Genomic DNA, 20744 nt, shown 5'->3' on the forward strand with positions numbered 1-20744 from the left:
TGGTCATCATCGGCCGGCTGCGCCGCGACCCCGACACCCAGGCCTACTTCCACCGACGCACCAGCGAACACAAGACCCGCGCCGAAACCATCCGATGCCTCAAACGCCACCTCGCCCGCACCATCTACCGAAACCTCAAAACCGACCTCATGACCACTTGACGATCTATAGGACCGTCGCAGCCCATTGCTCCGCAAGCTCCGCATGGGCTGCTACTCGATGAGCGTGGGGTCCGGGGAATGGCATGGGCCCCGGCACGAGTGCCGAGGCCCGAGCCCGGCTGGCCCGTCCCCCAACGAGCACCCCCGGGATTCACCAAGGTGTTGCCCGGAGAGCCGGGCGGTTGTCTGTCGAACACCCCGTCCAAGGGCGTGGCCACACCCTCGGTGTCGACATGACACAAAAGACTCTAGGATTTCGGGGTACGCCTGGCAAAGACATCAGTTCTGAGGGCAATAAGGGGGGCCTATGGCGCCACAGGAAGCAAGCATGCAACCGCGCAGGATCGGGCTGGTCGACGATCACTTCGCCACCTCGATGGGGATCGCGACCCTGCTCGAGGACACCGACGACCTCCGTCTGGTGGCCAACGCCGAGACCGTGGCCGAGCTGCTCGCCCAGGGCACCGACCTGGACCTGGTGATGCTCGACCTCAGCCTGGCCGACAACTCCCTGCCGGAGGACAACGTCGCCGAGCTGGCCGAGCACGGGATCGCCACCCTGGCGTACACGTCGGGGGAGAACGCCTATCTGATCCGCTCCGCCGCCCGCGGCGGGGTGCGCGGCATCGCCCGCAAGTCGCACTCACCGGCCGAGCTGATGCAGGCGATCCGCAGCTGCCTCAGCGAGGACGACGCCGGCTCGCTGACCACCGAATGGGCGGCCGCGGTGGACGCCGACCCGGTGATCGACTCCGTCGGCCTGTCCGAACGGCAGCGCGAGGTGCTGGAACTCTTCGCCTGCGGGGAATCCGCCAAGCGGGTCGCCCGACTGACCGGGCTCTCGGTGACCACCGTGAACGACTACCTGCTGCGGATCCGGGCCAAGTACGCCCAGCAGGGCCGCGAGGCGCTCACCAAGGTCGACCTCTACAAGCGAGCGGTGGAGGACGGAGTGCTGCCGCCGCCGCGGCTGGGCAACGAGTAGTCGATGATCGCCACCCGCGGGTTGCGCCCCGGTCAGCTCCGGGGGCTGGGCCTGGTGCTCGGGATGGCCTACGGCTTCTATGTCGTCGAAGGCCTGCTGACCAACCTGCTGCTCGGCCCCACCGGTGACCTGGCCCATCTGCTCGTCGGTGCGATCGCCTGGCTGCCGGGAATCCTGCTGCTGGTGCTGGCACTGCTCGACCGGGTCCGCTGGTTCAAGGTGGCCTGTCTGGCGGCCGCGATCGGCTATCCGGTCGCGGTGCTGCTCTGGCCGCTGGTCGGGATGGATTCCGACAACGCGATCCAGCGGTTCTGGCTCGGCCAGTTCATGCTGCTGCCCGGATTGTGTGCCCTGCTGGCGATTCCGGTCGCCGGGGCGGTGGGCACCCTGGTGGTCTGCTCGATCTCGGTGGAGGTGGTGCGCTGGACGCTCGGCGCACAGCGGCCCGAGGAGGTGCTGGTCAGCGGGATGTTCTCGCTGGTGTACGCCGGATTCTTCATGCTGGTGATGATTGCGGGGCTGCGCACGATGCGCGCGGCCAGCGCCCAGCTGGAATCCTCGCTGCGTCGCCGGGCCCGCGCCGGTGCCCTGCAGGCGCGCACCGATGAGACCGATCGGTTGGACCGGCTCACCCACGACAACGTGCTCTCGCTGCTGTCCGCGGCCGCTGAGGGCGTACCGGCCCGCAAGCTCGCGGTCCAGGCAGCCTCGGTACGCCGGGGTCTGGAGGACGGTTTCGCGGTCACCGACGACGCCGAACCGCTGGCCCTGCTGGGCGAACGGATCGCTGCCCAGGCAGCAGAAGCGGGACTCGAGGTGTCCAGCGACGGAACCCCCTCCGGCGTCGTCCGCCGCCGCGTCGGAGCCGAGTTGGAGGCCGCCGTCGACGAGGCCGTGCGCAACGTCACCCGGCACGCCGGTGGCCTCGGCCGGGTCGAGCTGACCCTCGGTGCCGAGCGACTGCGGGTCCGCGTCGTCGACGACGGCCCCGGGTTCGACCCGGAGCGGGTGAGCGTACGCCTCGGCGTGCGGCACAGCATCCTGCGGCGGGTGAACACCATCCCCGGTGCCCGCGCGACGATCAGCTCCCGACCCGGCAGCGGCACCACCGTGCTCGTCGAATGGACCGCGACATGACCCACCGGATGACGGCCTCGCTGGTACCGAAATCGGTGATCGGCCCGCTGGCGCCGCTCAACGCGGTACCGATCGGGTGGTGGTCGCTGGCGATGGGTCTGTTCGCGATGCTGATCACCCTCGGCTACTGGGGCAGCTATGCCAACCCGTTCGTGGTGATCGTCGCGGCCTGCTTCGCCGGTCCGCTGGTGGGGTTGACGCTCAGTCGGCCGGACCGTCCGGGCAGCGCCTGGCTCGCGCTCGCGCTGGGCTGGGGCGTACTCCATGCGGTGGTGTTCTGGCAGATCACCGGGTCGCTGAAGGATCCGGCCGCGCTGTGGCCACCGGCCGCCTCCGCGATGGCGATGGGCGGGTTGGCGATGTCGGGTGCCATCCGCCCGGTCTGGCTGGGGCAGTTGTTCTCGCTGCTGGTCGGGGTGCACTGGGCCCTGTTCAGCGGGGTACCGGCGGCGCAGAGCCTGCAGTTGGTGGCGCTGTTCGGGCCGGTCTTCCTGGGCATCTGCTACGGCGTACTGATGCGCCGCGCACTGGCGGTCGCCGACCGGGCCCAGCAGAACGAGGCCCGGGTCGCCGAACGGGTGCTCGACCTGGCATCGCGGGCCCAGGCGCGGGAGGCGTACCAGGCCGGCCTGGTCGCCGCCACCGGCACGATCCTGGACCGGATCGCCAGCGGTGCGGAGCTCACCGACGAGGACCGGGTCGCGGCCCGGCTCACCGAGGCCCAGCTCCGCGACGCGATCCGCGGCCGCAACCTGGCCACCGCCGAGGTCGTCGCCGCGGTCCGCGCGGCCCGCGCCCGCGGCGTCCGGGTGAGCCTGGTCGACGATCGCCGTGCCTGGGACTGTTCCGACGCGCTGCAGGCACAGGTGCTCGCGGCCACCATCGAGACCCTCGAGCAGGCCCGCAGCGGTGACGCCTGCACGGTACGGCTGCATCCGCCGGGTCGTCGCAACCTGGCCACGGTGCTGCTCAGCCGGGCCGATGGGGAGGGCCTGCGCCGCGACTTCGCCGCCGAATCCGGAGTTGGGCAGTCCGCCGGAAGTCGATAGCGTTGCCCAGATCGATGAATCGATGACGATGCGCGGGAAAGGGGACCCATGAACCTCGCCCATCTCGGCCAGTTGCTGACCGACTCGGTGGCGGCCCATCCCGCACGCCCGGCGCTGCGGGTGCGCCGCGGCGATGACTGGGAGCAGACCAGTTACGCCGAGCTCGGCGCCCGGGTCGCGACCGTCGCCGAAGCCCTGCTGCGGCTCGGCGTACAACACGGGGATCGGGTCGCGATCTTCGCCACCAACCGGCCCGAATGGACCGTCGCGGACCTGGCGACGCTGCTGATCGGCGGCGTCGTGGTGCCGGTCTATCAGACCTCGACCGCGCGCCAGGCCCGGCACGTGCTCGGGGACGCCGGGGTGAGCGTCGCCTTCGTCGGTGGTGCCGCCGAGCTGGACAAGGTTGCCGAGGTGCGCGCCGAACTGCCCGCACTGCGGACCGTGATCGGTTTCGAGGAGGTCGCCGGGGCCGGGGGGCGCACCGAGGGCTACGTCGCCTGGCGCGAACTGATCGCCCAGCAGCCGGTCAAGGATCCCGCGCTGGAGAGCCGGATGGCGGCGGTCACCGGATCCGATCTGGCGACGATCATCTACACCTCGGGGACGACCGGTGACCCGCGGGGGGTGATGCTCACCCACGAGGCGTTCTGCTTCGAGATCGAGGCGGTCCGCGAGCTCTTCGAGATCACCCCCGAGGACCAGAGCCTGTGCTTCCTGCCGCTGGCGCACGCGTTGGAGCGCGCCTGGACCTTCGTCGTGCTGCGCAGCGGTGCGCTGAACACCTATCTCGCCGACGCCACCAAGGTGGCCGAGATGCTGCCGCTGGCGAAACCGAGCCTGCTGGTGTCGGTGCCCCGGCTCTACGAGCGGGTGTACGCCATCGCGCGCCAGCGCGCCTCCTCGCCAGCGAAGCGGCGGGTCTTCGACTGGGCGATCAAGGTCGGTGCCCGGGCCCAGGCCGCCGGCGAGCTGACCCCGCGGTTGCGGGCCGAGCTGCGGCTCGCCGACAAGCTGGTGCTCTCCGGCATCCGGACCGCGCTCGGCGGGCAGAAGCGGGTGCTGGCCAGTGGCGGGGCGCCGCTGCGGGCCGAGATCGAGGAGTTCTTCCACGCCGCCGGGCTGCTGATCTGCCAGGGCTACGGCCTGACCGAGGCCGCGCCGCTGATCTCGTTCAACTCCCCGCAGGCGTTCCGCTTCGGCACCGTTGGCCGGGTGGTCGCCGGTGGTGAGGTGCGGATCGCCGAGGACGGTGAGATCTGCTACCGCGGCCCGAACGTGATGAACGGTTACTGGAATCGGCCCGATGCGACCGCCGAGACGCTGATCGACGGTTGGCTGCACACCGGTGACATCGGCGGGGTGGACGATGACGGATTCCTGACGATCACCGACCGCAAGAAGGATCTGCTGGTCACCGAGGGTGGCAAGAACATCGCCCCCGGACCGATCGAGGGCGAGCTGGCGGCGGACCCCCTGGTCGAGCACGCGGTACTGCTCGGCGACGGCCGGCCGTGCGTGGTGGCGCTGCTGCGGCCCTCGCTGGAGGAGGCCCGCGACTGGGCCGCCGCGGCCGGCGTCTCGGCGGCCTCCGATGACGAACTCGTCGCCCACCCCGAGTTGCGCGCCGAGCTGAAGCGGCGCGCCGATGCGGTCTCCGACGGTCTCCCGCACCAGGAGAAGATCCGCGCGGTCGCGGTGATCACCGAGGAGCTGACGATGGCCGACGGTCTGCTCACCCCGACCCTGAAGGTGCGCCGCCGCGCCGTCGAGCAGCGTTACGCGGCCCAGGTCGAGGAGCTCTACACCCAGATCCGGGAGCGGAAGAAGTAGTCCGCGGTCGAACCGGTCGCGCAATTACCTTCCGCGCGGACCCCTCGGATAGACTGCCCACTTGTGCCAGCGCCCGCGGACCGGGCGCCGGTCGGCATAGCGCCCTCCTGCCACGGGACCGACCCGCGGCCGTTGAGACCAGAGGAGGTGGAGTTCGCGTATGCGTAAGTACGAAGTCATGATCATCGTCAACCCCGATGTGGACGAGCGTCAGGTCACTCCGATGCTGGAGAAGTACCTGCAGATCATCACCAAGGGCGGCGGCACCGTCGACAACTTCGATCTGTGGGGCAAGCGTCGTCTCGCCTACGAGATCCAGAAGAAGCCCGAGGGCATCTACGCGGTGGTCGACCTGACCGCCAAGCCCGAGGACGTCAAGGAGTTGGACCGCCAGTTCAGCATCAACGAGCAGATCATGCGGACCAAGGTCCTGCGCCCGGAGCTGCACTGATCACCTGTGGACAGTGCCCTGTCGGCCGTCAGATCCGACTGGCAGGCTAGGCATCGACCACTCATTCCGATCCCGATCCGGAGATAACCAATGGCAGGCGAAACCATCATCACTCTCGTCGGAAACCTCACCGGCGATCCCGAGCTGCGCTTCACCCCGTCCGGGGCCGCGGTGGCCAACTTCACGGTGGCCTCCACGCCGCGCAACTTCGACCGGCAGACCAACGAGTGGCGTGACGGCGAAGCCATGTTCATCAACTGCTCGGTGTGGCGGCAGGCGGCGGAGAACGTCGCCGAGTCGCTGGCCAAGGGCATGCGCGTGATCGTCCAGGGCCGGCTCAAGTCGCGCTCCTACGAGACCCGCGAGGGTGAGCGCCGCACGGTCTTCGAGATCGACGTCGACGAGGTCGGCCCCGCGCTGCGGTACGCCACCGCCAAGGTCGCCAAGACCTCCGGTGGCGGCGGCGGTGGCCAGGGCGGCTACGGCGGCGGTGGCGGCCAGGGCGGCTACGGCGGGGGCAACTCCGGCGGCGGCCAGGGCGGCCAGGGTGGCTACGGCGGGGGCCAGCAGCAGGGAGGCAACTCCGGCGGCGGCGACCCGTGGGGCAACTCCGGTGGCGGCAACAACAACCGTTCCCAGGGATCGGACCCGTGGGCCACGCAGCAGAGCGAAGAACCGCCGTTCTGAGGCGTACGCCCCGCAAATTCAATCAACCAAGGCACATTCCGGCATCACGCCGGGCTCATAGTCACGAAGGAGCACCACAATGGCCGCATCGCGAAAGCCGATGAAGCCCAAGAAGGCTGTCCCGGTCAAGTCGACCCGTATCGACAACGTCGACTACAAGGACATCAACACCCTCCGCAAGTTCATCTCGGAGCGGGGCAAGATCCGCGCCCGCCGGGTGACCGGGCTGTCCGTCCAGGACCAGCGCCGCGTCGCCACCGCGATCAAGAACGCGCGTGAGGTCGCCCTGCTGCCCTACGCCTCGACGGCTCGCTGAGAAAGGACACCAGCATGAAGCTCATCCTGACTGCTGCCGTGGACAACCTCGGCATCGCCGGCGACATCGTCGAAGTGAAGGACGGCTACGGCCGCAACTTCCTGCTCCCGCGGGGTTTCGCCATTCGGTGGACCCGCGGCGCGGAGAAGCAGATCGAGGGCATCAAGCGGGCGCGTGACGCCCGTGAGGTGCGCAACCTCGACCACGCCAAGGAGCTGCGCGAGCAGATCGAGGGCCTGTCCGTCGAGCTGCCGGTGAACGCCGGCGACAACGGCAAGCTGTTCGGTGCGGTCACCGCCGCCTCGATCGCCACCGCGATCAAGAAGGCCGGCGGCCCGTCGGTCGACAAGCGCTCGGTGGAGATCGCCAAGCCGATCAAGACCGTCGGTTCGCACACCGTCGGCGTCAAGCTGCACGATGCGGTCACCGCGCACCTGCCGGTGGAGATCACCGCCGCCAGCTGATCGCCCAGGCGTACGCCAGGAAACGGCCGGTCCCCGATGGGGGCCGGCCGTTTCCCTGTCGGTAAAGGGTTTCCCGCCCGTCCTCGCGCGGTCTGCGAGGCGCAACTTCTCGGTTTCGGAGTAGTTCCGCGCCGAGACCTAAGTGGGACGAAAGACCTACTTTGGTACGGGATCGAATCTCCGCTGTTGTGGCCCGTGACACAGCCTGCGAACAATGAGGCACTCGTTGCAGCGATCCACCCCCCACAACCCCGAACTGTTGGAGATAACGTGAAACCCACACTCCGTCTTGCAGCAAGTGCCGTGCTCGGTGGCGCGATCCTCGCCAGCACGCAGCTTCCGGCGATCTCGGCGCCCACCACTCCGCCGACCCTGTCGCCGCAGAACACCCGCGTCTCGGCCAAGGCCGAGGCCCGCGTCGTGCAGAGCGAGTTCAGCCAGGAGCAGATCCAGGTGATGGCGCGCTCGGCCAACCGCACCGTGGAACAGCAGCGCAGCTACCTGGACCGCAAGGCCCAGCAGAACAATGCCTACGCCGAGGTGGCGTCGAACAACACCTACGACGGCGCATTCTTCACCGAGCAAGGGAAGCTGGTCGTCCAGGCCGCCCCGAACTCGGCCGCCGCCAAGGCCGCCGAGGCCAAGGGTCTGCAGGTGCGCAGCCCGCAGCGCGGCGAGGCCAAGCTCAATGACATGGTTGCCCAGGTGACCGCCGTGGTCGGCGACCGGGTGGCCTCGGTCAGCCCGGATCTGGCCTCCGACAAGCTGATCGTCACCTCCACCACCCCGGATCAGACCCGCCAGGCGCTGGCCCAGTTCGGCGACGCCGTCGAGGTCCGCCAGGGCGAGGCCAACCGGGTCCAGATCGCGGTCAAGGGCGGCGACAAGGTCACCATGGCCAGCGGCGGCTACTGCTCCGCCGGCTTCCCGGCGCGCACCAGCAGCGGCACCCGGGTGATGATCTGGGCCGGTCACTGTGTCGAGGGTCAGAGCACCTTCTCGGTCGGCGGCACCAAGATCGGCACCCCGGCCGGCACGGCCTTCGGCTCCTACGACGGAGTGGCGGACCGGGACATCGGCGCGGTCTACATCGACGCCGAGGACCAGATGACCACCCAGGTCAACGGTTACGGCCGGACCGTCAGCCAGGCCGACAAGGGTCCCTGGAAGGCCCCGGTCGGTACCGACATGTGCAAGTCGGGCGCCACCTCGGGCATCACCTGCGGTCAGGTCAGCAGCTACAACAACTCGGTCACCTACTCCGACAACTCCGGGCGGACCGTCGCCCAGGTGTCCGGACTGGGCCGCAGCACGGTCTGCACCGCACCGGGTGACTCCGGCGGCGCCTACGTCTCCGGCGGGTACGCCGTGGGCATGACCTCCGGCGGTCCGGCCTCGCAGACCTGCACCTTCAACGGTGGCTACCTGTCGGGCAAGTCGTCCTACTTCCAGCCGGTCACCGATGCGCTGAGCTACTACGGGCTGACCTACAACTGAGCCAACCCACCCCACCCCCAGGCCCGGGCTCACCCCGGGACGGCGAGCACCCCGCGAACCCGAGATCGCGGGGTGCTGTCGTTCCCGGACCCGGGCCGGTTGCATTCCTCGGTTTGTATCAGTACAGTCGATTGTGTTGATACGAACTGAGGAGGAACGATGGAGATCGCGATCTGGATTCCGCTGGCGATGGGCGTGCTGTTCAGCATGGCGCCGATCACCAACGGCGGTACCAGCAAGCCCAACGAGAAGCAGCTCGCGAAGTACGTCCGCAAGATGCGGTTGCCGTTGCCGGCCCAGTTGCGCGGCCCAGTGGTGGAGCGGATCACCCGCACCGAGAAGGCGGCCGTCTGGTGTGGTGCCCTCGGTGCGGTGGTGGGGGTCGTGCTGGCGCTGCTGCTCCGCGGGCTCACCGGGACCGACGGCGCCTCCGGGGCGGCGATCATGGTCGCGCTGCTGTTCGGCGCCAGCCTGGGTGGCCTGGTGGCCACGGCCCGGGGCCGCAGCCCGCTGGTGCCCGATGCCCCGCGGGTGGCCCGATCCTCGGCGACGACGATCGCGGACTACGAGAGCCGTGGCTCCAGCCGGGCCTTCTGGCTTGCGCCGGTGGCGATGGTGCTGGGGCTCGCCGGCGCCTGGCTGCTCTGGTCGGTCGCGACCTCCCTCGGCGCCACCGACACCGCAACGGCCATGACGATCGCCACCGGTTCGACGGTGCTGCTCGCCATTGGCTGGGCACTGCTGATCCCGGCCCGCCGGGCGCTGATCGAGCGGCCACAGTGGGCGCACACCGATCTCGAACTGGCCTGGGACGATGCCACTCGCAGCACCGCACTGGCCGGGCTCACCGGCACCGGGATCGCCGCCGGCATGCTTGCCCCATTCGTCTCGCTGGTTGCCGGGGCATCCCTGGTGGTGGATCGGGGCGTGCGTGCCCAGGCCATGGATCTCACGCTCTGGTTGGGAATCGGGGTCTTCGTCCTGGGCCTGGTGTGCTGGGCAATCCTGCTGGTGCCCTACCTGCGGGGCCGCTCCGCCAATCCGTCGCTCGGACTGTGGCGGGACCGGGACTTCGCCGGGCAGGCCGGCCCGTGCTGAGGATCGATCCCACCAGCCAGGTCCCGCCCTATGAGCAGCTGCGCAGCCAGCTGGTCGCCCAGATGAGCAGCGGCGAGCTGCCTCCCGGCACCCGGTTGCCGCCGGTACGCCGACTCGCCAGCGACCTGGGCCTGGCCCCGAACACGGTGGCGCGTACCTATCGGGAACTGGAGGCCAGCGGCTTCGTCCGGACCGCGGGCCGCAACGGCACCATCGTCCAGCCGCCCAACGACGGCCCGGGACAGGCGACCCAGCTGGCCCGGCAGTTCGTCGAGGCGATGCGTGGCCTCGGGGTCGGCGTGGAAGGCGCCGTGCATCAGGTCCGCCACGCGTACGCCGAACTCGGTACCAGCTGACCCAACCGCGATCCATCGAACCAGAAGTGCATCCCCCTGACCCTGGAGGGAGAGGGGGATGCACTCAGGATTCGATGGATCGCAGCAGGGGAGGGTCAGCGCATGGCGTACCGCTTGCGGGCCATCAGTACGCCGATCAGTGCCAGCGCGCAGCAGGCGGCGTAGTAGAGCCCCGGCACGGTGTTCACGCCGGTGGCCTTCACCAGGGCGGTGAGGATCAGCGGGGCGAAACCGCCGAAGATCGCCACACCCAGGCTGTAGGAGATGGTCATCCCCGAGGACCGGACCTGCACCGGGAACAGCTCGGAGAGCAGTGCCGGCATCGGCGCGAAGTAGAGGCACATGAAGATGCCGACGATCACCTCGCACAGCGTCAGCATCAGGATCGTCGGATTCGCCTGCAGCAGCAGGAACAGCGGCCACCCCGCCAGCACACCGGCGATCGCGGCCGGGATCATGATCGTGGTCATCCCGACCCGATCCGCGAGCCGGCCGACGATCGGCGAACCGATGAAGGTGATCACCCCGGCGACCACGGCGCCCGGGAATGCTGCCCAGGCAGGGAGTCCGAGACCCTTGGCGAAGGTCGGCAGATAGGTGATCAGGTAGACCGAGATGGTCGCCATCGCGATCACCAGGAACGCCGTCAGCAGCCGTCCGCCGTACTGGCCGAGCAGCAGCTTCAGCGGCGCATGGTCCTTCTCCGCGGCCTCGAACTCCGGGGTGTCGGACATCTTGGTGCGCACGTACCAGCCGACCGGGCCGATCAGCAGCCCGATCGCGAAGGCGATCCGCCAGCCCCAGGAGGTCAGGGCCGCCGGGCTCAGCAGCGAGGACAGCAGCCACGAGATACCGGCCGCCATGAACATCGACACACCCTGGGTGGCGACCTGCCAGGAGGCGTAATAGGCCTTGCCCCGTTGGGCATTCTCGGTCAGGAAGGCGGTCGCGCTGCCGAACTCGCCACCCGCGCTGATGCCCTGGATGATCCGAGCGATGGCCAGAATGATCGGCGCGGCGATCCCGATCGTGGCGTACCCCGGGGTGACGACGATGATGAAGACACCGAGTGTCATCAACCCGATGGTCAGGCTGAGGGCCGCCTTGCGGCCGTGCGTGTCGGCGTAACTGCCGATCAGCACCGCCCCCAGCGGGCGGACCACGAAGGTGATCGCGAAGGTGGCCCAGGTCATCATCTGGGCGGCGAAACTTCCACCTGGATAGAAGACGGTGGCGATGGTGCTCGCCATGAAGCCGAAGAGGACGATGTCGTACCACTCCAGCGCATTCCCCAGCGAGGCGGCGACAACAGCCTTCCGGGCGCGTACCTGGTCGTGCTGAACAACGATGTCGGTCATGAAGTTTCCTTGCTGAGATGGGAAATCAGGCGATGGATGAACTCCTCGCAGGCCTGCAGCTGCGCCAGGTCCACGTATTCGTCGGCGGTGTGTGCCTGGGCGATGTCACCGGGGCCGCAGACCACCGTCTCGATGCCGGCGCCGGAGAACTGGCCGGCCTCGGTGCCGTAGGTGACCTTGCCGTCGGAGCGTACGCCGCCGAGTGCGGCGCCCAACGAGATCGCCTCCGCCTCGGCCGGGGTCTCCAGGCCGGGTACCATCGCGGGCACCTCGAAGTCGACGCCGGCGATCTCGTTCTCGCCCCTCATCTGCTGCTCCAGCTCCCGGGCGTACGCCTCGATCCGCTGCATCGTGGCGGCCGGGTCGAGCTCGGCCAGTCCGCGGAACTCGAACTCGACCACGCATCGGTCCGGCACGGTGTTGCCGGCGATGCCACCGTGGATGATGTTGGTCGACAGCGTGCTGTGCGGCACCGGGTAGGCCTCGTCGAAGGGGCCCTCGCTGCGCCACTGGTCGGCGATCCCGCGCAGGAAGACGACGAACTTCGCGGCGTACTCGATGGCGTTGACGCCCTCGGGGGTGAGCGAGGAGTGCGCCGCCTTGCCGCGGAAGGTGACCCGGCCCAGGTTGATCGACTTGTGCCCGCGGATCACCTGCATGCTGGTCGGTTCGCCGACGATGCAGGCCCGGGGGGTGAGCCCGAGCTCGGCGATGTCCTTGACGATCTGGTCGCCGCCGATGCAGCCGACCTCCTCGTCGTAGGAGACGGCCAGGTGGATCGGTTCGGTCAGTTCGGCCTCCACCATCTCCGGCAGTGCGGACACCGCGACCCCGATGAAGCCCTTCATGTCGCAGGTGCCGCGGCCATAGAGCCGGCCGTCGCGGACATCGGGGGCGAACGGGTCGGAGCTCCAGTCCTGGTCATCGACCGGCACCACGTCGGAGTGCCCGGAGAGCACCACCCCGCCGGCGGTCGAACCATCGGCCGCGGGCACCGTCACCAGCAGGTTCGCCTTGCCCTGCTGCGGGCTGGGGCAGATCTTCGGGTCCAGACCGAGCCGGCGGGCCTCATCGGCGATCAGGTCGATGACGGGCTGGTTGGGATTGCGGCTGGTGGTGTCCTGCGACACCAGCTTCACGATCCAGTCCAGCGAACGAGGGGTCTCCATGATCATATGTATACCTTCCGTTGCTCGGCTTCGGGAGATATCCCATGCTGCCGCGCCAACCGTTGACAACCATCGACCTGTTCGGTGTGAATGGGGGCAGCGAAGCGGGCGCGTACGCCCCACGCTCATCCAGCGTGTCGAGATGAGCTGAGCGAGGGCAGGAGTCGGAATCAATGGTGGATTCGGAAAGTCCCGGGTCGAACGATCGAGCGGCCTCGGACCGCGGCTGGCGGGTGGCCGTCGTCGGATCCGGGCCGAGCGGGATCTATGCGGTGCAGGCACTGCTCAAACGCGATGAGGTGACCGCGGTCGACGTCTTCGAATCGTTGCCCGCCCCCTATGGGTTGCTGCGCTACGGCGTCGCCCCGGACCATGCCAAGACCAAGAGTGTCGCCCGCGCCCTGGCCCGCGCCTTCGACGATCCGCGGGTGCGGTTCTTCGGCAATGTGCGGGTCGGCAGCACCATCACCCGCCAGGAGTTGCTCGAGCACTACGACGCGATCGTGTACGCCACCGGGGCGCGGTACGACCGTGAGCTGGGGATCCCCGGTGAGCAGCTCACCGGCAGCGTGGGTGCCGCCGATTTCGTGGCCTGGTATTCGGGCCATCCCGACGTCGGACAGCCCGCCGACCTGTCGGGCAATCGCTCGATCGTGATCATCGGTGCGGGCAACGTAGCCCTCGACGTCGCCCGGATCTCCTTGCAGGACAGGAAGATCCTCGAGCACACCGATATGCCGCGCGAGGTGGTCGCCGAGATCGCCTCCGCACCGCTGGACGAGGTGCACCTGCTGATCCGCCGTGGTCCGGCGCATGTGAAGTTCTCCCGCGTCGAGCTGGCCGAACTCCTCACCCTGCCGGACCTGCGGGTACTGCTCCATGTCGACCCGGCCGAGTTCGCCGAACGCGACGACCTGTCCAAGGAGGCCGGGGTCAACCTGAAGCTGTTCCGCGAGGCGCTGGCCCGGCAGGCCGAGTCGGATGCGGCGGGGGAGCAGCCGTCCCGGACCCTGCACGTGCACTTCTGGACCACCCCGGAACGGATCGAGGGGGAGCACCGGGTCTCCGCGGTCCGGGTCGTCACCCGCACCCCCGAGGGGGTCACCGTGGAGGGTGAGATCCCTGCCCAGGCGGCGATCCGGGCCATCGGCTACCGCGGGGAACCGATCGGTGGGCTGCCCTTCGACGAGATCGCCTGCCTGGTCCCGAACGAGGCCGGCGCGGTCGCGGCCCCGGCCGAGGTCGGCCGGGAGTTCGTCACCGGGTGGATCAAGCGCGGGCCGACCGGGGTGATCGGCACCAACAAGGGTGATGCGGCCGAGACCGTTGACACCCTGGCCGACGCGCTGGGGCGTACGCCCGGGGTGGGCGGGGAACGCCCCGACATCGCCGAACTCTTCGGCGACCGTGGCATCACCACCGTCGACTGGTCGCAGTGGCACCGGATCGAGGAGGCCGAGCAGGCCCTCGGCGATGAGCACGGGGCGCCCACGGTGAAACTGGTCGACCGCGAGGAACTGCTCGACGCGGCCCGCCAGGAGCAGGAAACTGGACTGCGGAACTGAGCGATAGTGGCCTTGTCCGGTTGTCCGGAATGGCGCACGATTCGTAACCATGAGCCGACGACCAGATCGCATCAACCGTCACCCCGAACGGGCCCGGACCGAACGCGCCCAGCTCGATGCGGTGCTCGACGCCCGTCACCACTTCGGCTCCCTGAGCACGGTGCTCGACGGCCGACCGCTGGTGGTGCCGATGTTCTATGGCCGCGACGGCGATCGGATCGTGATGCACGGCTCCACCGGTGCCGGGGCGCTCCGGCTGGTCGCCGAGGGCGCCCCCGCAGCGCTCTGCGTCAGCCTGCTCGACGGCTGGGTCTATGGCCACACGCTGTTCGACTCCAGCGCCAACTATCGCTCCGCGGTCGTGCACGGCGCGCTGCGCACCATCACCGGCGCGGAGGCCGCCGAGGCACTGACGACGCTGTCGGAGCAGCTGATGCCGGGCCGGGCCGCCGAGGTGCCCGAGCACACCCGCAAACAGCTCGCCGCCACCCAGTGCCTGACCCTGCCGATCACCGACGGCAGCTGGACGGTCAAGGTCCGCGCTGCCCCGCCCGGTGACCCGGAACCCGGCGAGCAGGTCGATCCGCGACTGTGGACCGGGGTGCTGCCGATCGAATGGGGTTACGGCGAACCGGTCTCGGCACCCCGGGCGACCGGGCTGCCGGTCTCACCCTCGGTGCGCAGCTATGCCGGCGGTGCGCCCGGTTCGGCCTGAATCCGGGCCAGGGCCGCCGCGATCAGGGCGGCGGCCTCTCGGGCCCGGGTCTCCGGCAACCGGGCGTACCCGCACACCAGCCCGCCCGATCTCGATTCGCCCGCCCCCGGGTCGCCGAGCCAGTAGTCGCTGAGCGCCTGACAGGCCAGGCCGTCGACCAGCAACCGATCACGGAGCGCGCGGTCGTCGATCCCGGCCGGCAACCGCAGCACCACATGCAGGCCGGCCTCGATGCCCTGCAGCACCAGTCCGGGCAGCAGATCCCGGCAGGCCTCGGTGAACCGGGACCGACGGGCCGCGTACCCACGCTGGGCGCGCGCCAGTTGGCGTACCAGGGCCCCCGAATCGACGAACTCGGCCAGCGCCGCGGCCGCCACCGGGTTGACCGAATCCCCTGTCCTGGCAAGGAAATCCTGCATCGGCTCCCGCAACCGGCGGGGCAGCACCACCCAGGCCACCCGAAGTTCCCGGGCCAGCATCTTGGAGGCCGTGCCGAGATAGATCACCCGCTCGGCACCGGCGTTCATGCTGTGCAGCGAGGGCATCGGCGCCACGTCATAGCGGAACTCGCCGTCGTAGTCGTCCTCCAGGATCAGCGCATCGTGCGCGGTCGCCCAGTCGAGCAGCGCGGCCCGCCGGGCCACCGACATCCGGCTGCCCAGCGGGTACTGGTGGGCCGGGGTGACATAGCAACCCCACTCGTCACCCAGGTCATCGACCCGCAGCCCCTCGGCATCCACCGGTACCGGCCGCACCCGGGCGCCACTGCTCTCCAGCGCCCGCCGGCCGGTCGAATAACCCGGCTCCTCGAAGGCGATCGCCCGGTCCGGTTCCCCGACCAGCCCGACCAGCGCCCGCAGCGCGGCATTCACACCGGGGAAGAGGAAGACGTCGGCGGCGTCGCAGACCACCGCACGATTGCGGCGCAGGTGCTCGGCCAGCGCACGGCGCAACGGTTCGTGGAAGCTGTGGCCGAATCCCGGGCGCAACGCCGTCACCGCGTCGGCCGGTGGTTGCAGCGGTGCGGCGGCGGCGCGGCGCCAGGCGCGGGCCCAGTCGCGGTCGTCGATCAGCCCGGGATCGGGATGACCCGGGCGCAGGTCGAGCCGGATCGGATGCGCGGTCCCCTCCGCCCCGGCCGACTGTGGTTCCGCCTCGGTCGGATGGGTGTACGCCCCGGCCAGCGACGCCGATCGGGCGCCGGGCCCGACCCGGGTCGCCGACCCCGCAGTGGCGACCAGGAATCCGGCCGCGCTCAACTCCTCGTACGCCGCCACGACGGCCGAGCGGGCCAGGCCGAGGTGCCGGGCCAGCGACCTGGTCGACGGCAGCGGGTCACCGTCGTGCAGCTGCCCGTCGGCGATCGCCCGCACCAGGGCGGCCGCGAGCTGGCTGGCCTGCCGACCGTCCCGGGGGTCCAGGGCGAGCGTGAGATGGAACGGCGTAGCGTGACGGGGCAAGACGATCCTTCCCATGAGCTCGGCACCTGGGTTCGGCTCAGGATAGGCGGAGTGGGGAACTGACGGCTTCAGGGTTGAAGCAGGAGGACAAGTGAGCGAAGACTTCCGCAGCGCACAGGAACTCCACCGGGCGTACGCCGCAGGGGAGCTGTCCCCGGTCGAGGAGCTGGAGCGGACGCTGGCCCGCACCGAGGACCTGCAACCGGTGCTCAATGCGATGAGCCGGATGGACACCGACACCGCCCGCGAGCAGGCCCGGCAGGCCGAACAGCGCTGGCGCGGGGGCAGTGCCCGGGGACCGCTGGATGGCGTACCGATCACCGTCAAGGACAACGTCCCGGTCGCCGGCCGGATCGCCCGCGCCGGATCGCGCGGCACCCCGGACACCCCGGGGAGGGTGAACGGCCCGGTGGTCGACCGGTTGCTGGAGGCCGGTGCGGTGATCGTCGGCGCGACCACGATGCCGGACTGGGGCTGCAAGGGTGTCGGTGATTCGCCGCTGTGGGGCACCACCCGCAACCCGTGGGACCGTTCGCTCACCCCTGGTGGGTCGAGCAGTGGCGCGGCGGCCGGGGTGGCGGCCGGGATGACGCCCTGGTCGATCGGCTCCGACGGTGCCGGATCGATCCGGATGCCGGCCGGATTCTGTGGCCTGGCAGGGATCAAGCCCACCTACGGGCGGGTCGCGATGCTGCCCGGCAGCGCCTTCGGCTCGCTCTCCCACCAGGGCCCGCTGGCGCGTACCGTCGGCGACCTGGCGATCCTGCTGGACGCGATCGCCCAGCCCGACGACCGGGACGGGATGAGCTGGCCGGGACCCGGTTTTCAGGTGCCGTCCGGTGACGGTTCCCTCGACGGGCTCCGGGTCGCCGTCGACATCGACTGGGGCCCGTATCCCGCCGCCCCCGAACTGCGGGCGGCGGTGCAGCAGACCGCGGACCGGTTGGCGGCCCGCGGCGCCCGGGTGGAGCCGGTGCCGGTCGATGTCACCGGTGCCCGGGAGACCCTGGATCTGTTGTGGGAAACGGGTTGCGCGGCGGTGATCGACCACGCCGGGCCGGAGCGGCGCGAGCTCTTCGATGAGACGATGCGCTATTTCGCGGATCGGGCGGCCGGGCACACCGCGATCCAGTACGCCGATGCGATGGCTTCCCGAACCCTGCTCGCCGGCCGGTTCGCCGCCCTGCACCGGGACTGGGACGTGCTGCTCACCCCGGTCACCACGACGCCGGCCTTCGAGGTGGACACCGATATCCCGGCCGGGTCGGGAATGGAATCCTGGCTGGACTGGGCGCCCTACACCTATCCGTTCAATCTGACCGGGCAGCCGGCGATGACGGTGCCGGCCGGGGTCGATGAGCGGAACCGACCGCTGGCGATCCAGTTGGTCGGGCCCCGGTTCGCCGACCAGCGGTTGCTGGCGGTGGCCGCGGCGATCGAGGCGGAGACCGGCGGTTTCGCCGGACTCAGCGACGGGGGCCGGCGATTGGATCTGGAGGGTCGATGAGTCCGGCCGTGCAGTCCGCCGGTCCGCCGCTGGTCGTGGTGCAGGGAACACCGGAGCAGATGGGGGAGCGGCTCGGTGACCAGACCGCCGAGTTGGTCGCCGATTCGCTGCACCACTATCTGGGGCAGTTCCGCGATCTGGCCGGGTTGGCCGAGGACGAGGTGCGCCAAGCCGGGGCCCGGTTCGGCGAGATCTGCGCTGGCTTCGACCCGATCACCGAGCGGATGCTGCGCGGCCTGGCGCACGGTGCGGGGGTGGATCCGGAACTGATCTTCGCGCTGAACGCCCGGACCGAACTTCTCTACGGTGGTGAGGATTCCCGTGAGTCGAAGGAGTTTCAGGAGGAGGGCTGCACCTCGCTGGCGGTGCTGGGATCGCACACCGCCGCCGGCCGGTTGCTGGTCGCGCAGAACTGGGACTGGCATCCCCGGCAGCAGCGGACCTCCTTCCTGCTGGCCACCCGCGACGATCGTGGGCATGCCGCGCTCACCCTGACCGAACCGGGGATGCTGGCCAAGTCGGGGATCAGTTCGACCGGGCTCGCGGTCTGCGCCAACCTGCTGGTGTCGGACCGGGACCGCGGGTGGGACGGGGTGCCGTATCACTTCCTGCTGCGTTCGGTGCTGCACGCGCCCCGGTTCAGCCGGGCGCTGCAGACGCTGCTGCAGGCCAGGCGGATCTCTTCGGGCAATCTGATGCTCGGCGCCGCCGACGAGCACGGTGCGGAGGCGATCAATCTGGAACTGGCGCCGGGCTATCACGGGGTGCAGTACCCGGGCGAGGACGGGCTGGTCGCGCACGCGAACCACTTCGAACCGCCGGTGCCGTTCACCGATCTGCGCGCCGGCCGGGCCGCGCTCACCCTGCTCCGTCCGACCCGGGTCCGGCACCGGCTGGCGGATGCCCTGGCCGCCCGCGGGGTCGATGCGGCCGCGATCGCCGCTGCGCTGCGGGACCACTTCTCCGTCCCCGACAGCGTCTGCCGGCACCAGGATCCCGACGTCGCCGAGGCCGATCAGGTGATCACCTGTTACGCGCTGATCCTCGACCCCTTGGCCGGCCGGTTGTCGATCGCGACCGGCCCGGTCTGCGAGAACCCCTTCGCCAGTTGGGATCTCACCCGTGTCTTCGACGACGACCCAGCCCCCGAGGTCAGCCTGGAACCGGATCCCCACGATGGCTGAGCGAGCGAGGAACGAGCGAGACGAAGCCACCGAGGACGAGTCCCTGCCAGACCGGCTCGGAATGCGGGAACAGCCGCCGAGCACCACGGAGTCCTGCCTGCCCTATCTAGGGCTGCTGGTGCTCGCCTGGGCGATCGGTTACCCGGTCTACATGCAGATCGTGCTGCAGATCAGGCGCGACTGCTCGATGTGTGAGGGCCCCGGGTACGCCTTGGGCCTGCCGATCTTCTGCTTCGGCCTGTTCGTGGCGCTGGTGCTGCTGTGCTGGGTGGTGCGCGCGCTGGTGCGCCGATACAAAGAATGACCATGGAATATTTGGCCCTCGGGCTGCACTATTCACATATAAGGGCGAATATTCCATGGTCATTCTCCCCGGATGGTTCAGACCCCGAGCCGCATCCACTTCTCGCCGCGGGCGCGGACGCCGAGGACGATCAGCCGGCCGAGCATCGAGATGCCGTATGCCGCCCAGAGCCAGATCAGGCCGGCGCCGAGCCGATCCACCAGCAGGGCGACGGGCACATAGGCCGCCGCCACCAGCAGTCCGCCGATCGCCAGGTATCGCGCATCGCCGGCACCGATCAGCACCCCGTCCAGCACGAAGACCACCCCGGCGATCGGCTGCAGCAGGGCCACCACCAGCAGCACCCGGGTGACCAGTGACCGCACCTCGGGGTCGGGGGTGAACACCAGCGGCAGCAGCCAGGACACCGCCGCGATCACCGCCCCGGCGACGATTCCGCCGACCACACCCCAGCGCACCATCATCGCGGTGAGGTGCCGGGTGGTCGCGGCATCACCGGCGCCCAGGTGCTTGCCGATCACCGCCTGGGCCGCGATGGCCACCGCATCGAGGGCGAAGGCGAGGAAGGACCAGATGGAGTTGACCACCTGGTGGGAGGCCAGGCCGACCGCCCCGGTGTGGGTCGCCACCACGGTCGTCGCGGTGATCGAGACCTGCAGGGCGAGGGTGCGCAGCACCAGCCAGCCGCCGTTGCGGGCGGCCGCCAGCACCCCGAGCGGACGGAACCGCAGCGGCGTACCCTCCCGGCGGGCGCCGCGGATCACCACATAGGAAAGGATTCCGGCCGCCAGCACCTGTGCGCAGACCGTGCCGATCGCCGCGCCCGCGATGCCGAGACCGATCCCGTGCACCAGCACCAGGTTCAGCACGATGTTGGCCAGGTTGAGGGTGATCGCGACCTTCAGCGGGGTACGGGTGTCCTGCAGTCCGCGCAGCACCCCGGTGGCCGCCAGCATCACCAGCAGGAAGGGGAAGCCGAGCGAGGCCACTCGCAGATAGGCGTTCGCCTGCGCGGCCACCTCGGCGCTCGGCTGGTAGAGCGCGATCAGCTGCCCCTGTGCCAGCTGCAGGAAGACGGTGACCAGCACCCCGATCAGTCCGGCGAGCACGATCCCGTCGACGCCACCGGCCAGCGCCCCGCGCCGATCGCCCGCCCCGAGCCGCCGCGCCACCGTTGCCGTCGTGCCGTAGGCCAGGAAGACGCAGAGCCCGGCGATCACGGTGATGATGTTCCCCGCGATGCCCAGACCGGCCAGTTCGATGGTGCCCAGATGCCCGATGATCGCCGCATCCCCCATCAGCAGCAGCGGCTCCGAGACCAGGGTGGCGAAGGTCGGGATCGCCAGCGCGAGCACCTCCCGGCGATGGGTCGCGGGATCGGGCCGGGTCGGTGCGCGGTTCTCCTCCTCTGCTGCCACCCGGTCAGCCTAGGGGGACGGTACGCCGCC

Annotated in this window: 20 protein-coding genes; 16 read left to right on the forward strand and 4 right to left on the reverse strand. The window is 69.9% G+C overall.

All coding sequences use genetic code 11. From position 1 onward, the window contains the following. Positions 1–489 precede the first annotated feature (489 nt). From BI335_RS11350 to BI335_RS11400, 11 genes are all read left to right on the forward strand, one after another. Complete coding sequence (locus BI335_RS11350) at positions 490–1146, forward strand: response regulator transcription factor (protein WP_094357518.1); 657 nt, start codon at positions 490–492, stop codon at positions 1144–1146. Positions 1147–1149: 3 nt separating this feature from the next. Further along, the gene (locus BI335_RS11355) at positions 1150–2283 is read left to right on the forward strand and encodes a sensor histidine kinase (protein ID WP_094431057.1); all 1134 of its coding nucleotides are present in this window, start codon (positions 1150–1152) and stop codon (positions 2281–2283) included. Further along, positions 2280–3332, forward strand: coding sequence for a hypothetical protein (locus tag BI335_RS11360; protein ID WP_144009114.1), 1053 nt, complete (start codon positions 2280–2282; stop codon positions 3330–3332). The genes BI335_RS11355 and BI335_RS11360 overlap by 4 nt, the downstream gene beginning before the upstream one ends. A gap of 48 nt (positions 3333–3380) precedes the next feature. Next, on the forward strand, positions 3381–5165 hold the full coding sequence (locus BI335_RS11365; RefSeq protein ID WP_094431061.1) for an AMP-dependent synthetase/ligase: 1785 nt from the start codon (positions 3381–3383) through the stop codon (positions 5163–5165). A 160-nt stretch (positions 5166–5325) separates the two neighbouring features. Continuing rightward, positions 5326–5616 carry a 30S ribosomal protein S6 gene (gene rpsF, locus BI335_RS11370; RefSeq protein WP_094357510.1) on the forward strand — a complete coding sequence of 97 codons (291 nt, stop codon included), beginning with the start codon at positions 5326–5328 and terminating at the stop codon, positions 5614–5616. Positions 5617–5706: 90 nt separating this feature from the next. Next, entirely contained in the window at positions 5707–6303 is a 597-nt protein-coding gene (locus BI335_RS11375) for a single-stranded DNA-binding protein (RefSeq protein WP_094431063.1), read from the forward strand. A 79-nt stretch (positions 6304–6382) separates the two neighbouring features. Beyond that, the gene (gene rpsR / locus BI335_RS11380; protein ID WP_094357506.1) at positions 6383–6619 is read left to right on the forward strand and encodes a 30S ribosomal protein S18; all 237 of its coding nucleotides are present in this window, start codon (positions 6383–6385) and stop codon (positions 6617–6619) included. A gap of 14 nt (positions 6620–6633) precedes the next feature. Further along, positions 6634–7083 (forward strand): 50S ribosomal protein L9, encoded by a 450-nt coding sequence (gene rplI / locus BI335_RS11385; protein WP_094357504.1) that lies wholly within the window; start codon positions 6634–6636, stop codon positions 7081–7083. A 270-nt stretch (positions 7084–7353) separates the two neighbouring features. Next, entirely contained in the window at positions 7354–8580 is a 1227-nt protein-coding gene (locus BI335_RS11390) for a S1 family peptidase (protein WP_144009115.1), read from the forward strand. A gap of 159 nt (positions 8581–8739) precedes the next feature. Next, positions 8740–9678, forward strand: coding sequence for a hypothetical protein (locus BI335_RS11395; protein ID WP_094431064.1), 939 nt, complete (start codon positions 8740–8742; stop codon positions 9676–9678). Further along, positions 9672–10034: a GntR family transcriptional regulator gene (locus tag BI335_RS11400; RefSeq protein WP_094431066.1), complete on the forward strand. Its 363-nt coding sequence runs from the start codon at positions 9672–9674 to the stop codon at positions 10032–10034. The genes BI335_RS11395 and BI335_RS11400 overlap by 7 nt, the downstream gene beginning before the upstream one ends. A gap of 95 nt (positions 10035–10129) precedes the next feature. Here BI335_RS11400 and BI335_RS11405 read toward each other — a convergent pair whose 3' ends face one another. Continuing rightward, positions 10130–11392 (reverse strand): MFS transporter, encoded by a 1263-nt coding sequence (locus BI335_RS11405; RefSeq protein ID WP_094404880.1) that lies wholly within the window; start codon positions 11390–11392, stop codon positions 10130–10132. Further along, positions 11389–12561, reverse strand: a complete 1173-nt coding sequence (argE, locus tag BI335_RS11410) for an acetylornithine deacetylase (RefSeq protein WP_094404908.1) — start codon at positions 12559–12561, stop codon at positions 11389–11391. Before argE ends, BI335_RS11405 begins: the two co-directional genes overlap by 4 nt. A gap of 233 nt (positions 12562–12794) precedes the next feature. Here argE and BI335_RS11415 point away from each other — a divergent pair, with 233 nt between their 5' ends. Then, positions 12795–14126: an FAD-dependent oxidoreductase gene (locus BI335_RS11415; protein WP_166646763.1), complete on the forward strand. Its 1332-nt coding sequence runs from the start codon at positions 12795–12797 to the stop codon at positions 14124–14126. A 49-nt stretch (positions 14127–14175) separates the two neighbouring features. Beyond that, the gene (locus tag BI335_RS11420; RefSeq protein WP_094431070.1) at positions 14176–14841 is read left to right on the forward strand and encodes a pyridoxamine 5'-phosphate oxidase family protein; all 666 of its coding nucleotides are present in this window, start codon (positions 14176–14178) and stop codon (positions 14839–14841) included. Here BI335_RS11420 and pdxR read toward each other — a convergent pair. Beyond that, complete coding sequence (pdxR, locus tag BI335_RS11425) at positions 14811–16301, reverse strand: MocR-like pyridoxine biosynthesis transcription factor PdxR (RefSeq protein WP_094431072.1); 1491 nt, start codon at positions 16299–16301, stop codon at positions 14811–14813. The two genes, BI335_RS11420 and pdxR, sit on opposite strands and share 31 nt — an antisense overlap. A gap of 91 nt (positions 16302–16392) precedes the next feature. On the opposite strand from pdxR, the gene BI335_RS11430 reads away from it, so the two are divergent. From BI335_RS11430 to BI335_RS11440, 3 genes are read left to right on the forward strand one after another with little or no spacing between them, the layout of a single operon-like run. Next, positions 16393–17808, forward strand: coding sequence for an amidase family protein (locus tag BI335_RS11430; protein ID WP_094431074.1), 1416 nt, complete (start codon positions 16393–16395; stop codon positions 17806–17808). Next, positions 17805–18992 (forward strand): C45 family autoproteolytic acyltransferase/hydolase, encoded by a 1188-nt coding sequence (locus BI335_RS11435; protein ID WP_094431076.1) that lies wholly within the window; start codon positions 17805–17807, stop codon positions 18990–18992. The genes BI335_RS11430 and BI335_RS11435 overlap by 4 nt, the downstream gene beginning before the upstream one ends. After that, entirely contained in the window at positions 18985–19296 is a 312-nt protein-coding gene (locus BI335_RS11440; protein WP_144008518.1) for a hypothetical protein, read from the forward strand. Before BI335_RS11435 ends, BI335_RS11440 begins: the two co-directional genes overlap by 8 nt. Before the next feature lie 77 nt (positions 19297–19373). Here the strand turns inward: BI335_RS11440 and BI335_RS11445 are convergent, their stop codons facing one another. Next, positions 19374–20714, reverse strand: a complete 1341-nt coding sequence (locus tag BI335_RS11445) for an MATE family efflux transporter (protein ID WP_229119557.1) — start codon at positions 20712–20714, stop codon at positions 19374–19376. Between the last annotated feature and the right edge of the window lie 30 nt (positions 20715–20744).

It is taken from the genome of Enemella evansiae (assembly GCF_002250705.1).
In the GTDB taxonomy this organism is placed as follows: domain Bacteria; phylum Actinomycetota; class Actinomycetes; order Propionibacteriales; family Propionibacteriaceae; genus Enemella; species Enemella evansiae.

Excerpts from the sequence above, each read along its gene's own strand:
- BI335_RS11440 (WP_144008518.1), top strand. The coding sequence starts at position 18,985 with ATGGCTGAGCGAGCGAGGAACGAGCGAGACGAAGCCACCGAGGACGAG.
- BI335_RS11360 (WP_144009114.1), top strand. The coding sequence starts at position 2,280 with ATGACCCACCGGATGACGGCCTCGCTGGTACCGAAATCGGTGATCGGC.
- rpsR (WP_094357506.1), top strand. The coding sequence starts at position 6,383 with ATGGCCGCATCGCGAAAGCCGATGAAGCCCAAGAAGGCTGTCCCGGTC.
- BI335_RS11365 (WP_094431061.1), top strand. The coding sequence starts at position 3,381 with ATGAACCTCGCCCATCTCGGCCAGTTGCTGACCGACTCGGTGGCGGCC.
- BI335_RS11395 (WP_094431064.1), top strand. The coding sequence starts at position 8,740 with ATGGAGATCGCGATCTGGATTCCGCTGGCGATGGGCGTGCTGTTCAGC.
- BI335_RS11375 (WP_094431063.1), top strand. The coding sequence starts at position 5,707 with ATGGCAGGCGAAACCATCATCACTCTCGTCGGAAACCTCACCGGCGAT.
- rplI (WP_094357504.1), top strand. The coding sequence starts at position 6,634 with ATGAAGCTCATCCTGACTGCTGCCGTGGACAACCTCGGCATCGCCGGC.
- BI335_RS11355 (WP_094431057.1), top strand. The coding sequence starts at position 1,150 with ATGATCGCCACCCGCGGGTTGCGCCCCGGTCAGCTCCGGGGGCTGGGC.
- BI335_RS11435 (WP_094431076.1), top strand. The coding sequence starts at position 17,805 with ATGAGTCCGGCCGTGCAGTCCGCCGGTCCGCCGCTGGTCGTGGTGCAG.
- BI335_RS11405 (WP_094404880.1), bottom strand. The coding sequence starts at position 11,392 with ATGACCGACATCGTTGTTCAGCACGACCAGGTACGCGCCCGGAAGGCT.
- rpsF (WP_094357510.1), top strand. The coding sequence starts at position 5,326 with ATGCGTAAGTACGAAGTCATGATCATCGTCAACCCCGATGTGGACGAG.
- argE (WP_094404908.1), bottom strand. The coding sequence starts at position 12,561 with ATGGAGACCCCTCGTTCGCTGGACTGGATCGTGAAGCTGGTGTCGCAG.
- BI335_RS11420 (WP_094431070.1), top strand. The coding sequence starts at position 14,176 with ATGAGCCGACGACCAGATCGCATCAACCGTCACCCCGAACGGGCCCGG.
- BI335_RS11350 (WP_094357518.1), top strand. The coding sequence starts at position 490 with ATGCAACCGCGCAGGATCGGGCTGGTCGACGATCACTTCGCCACCTCG.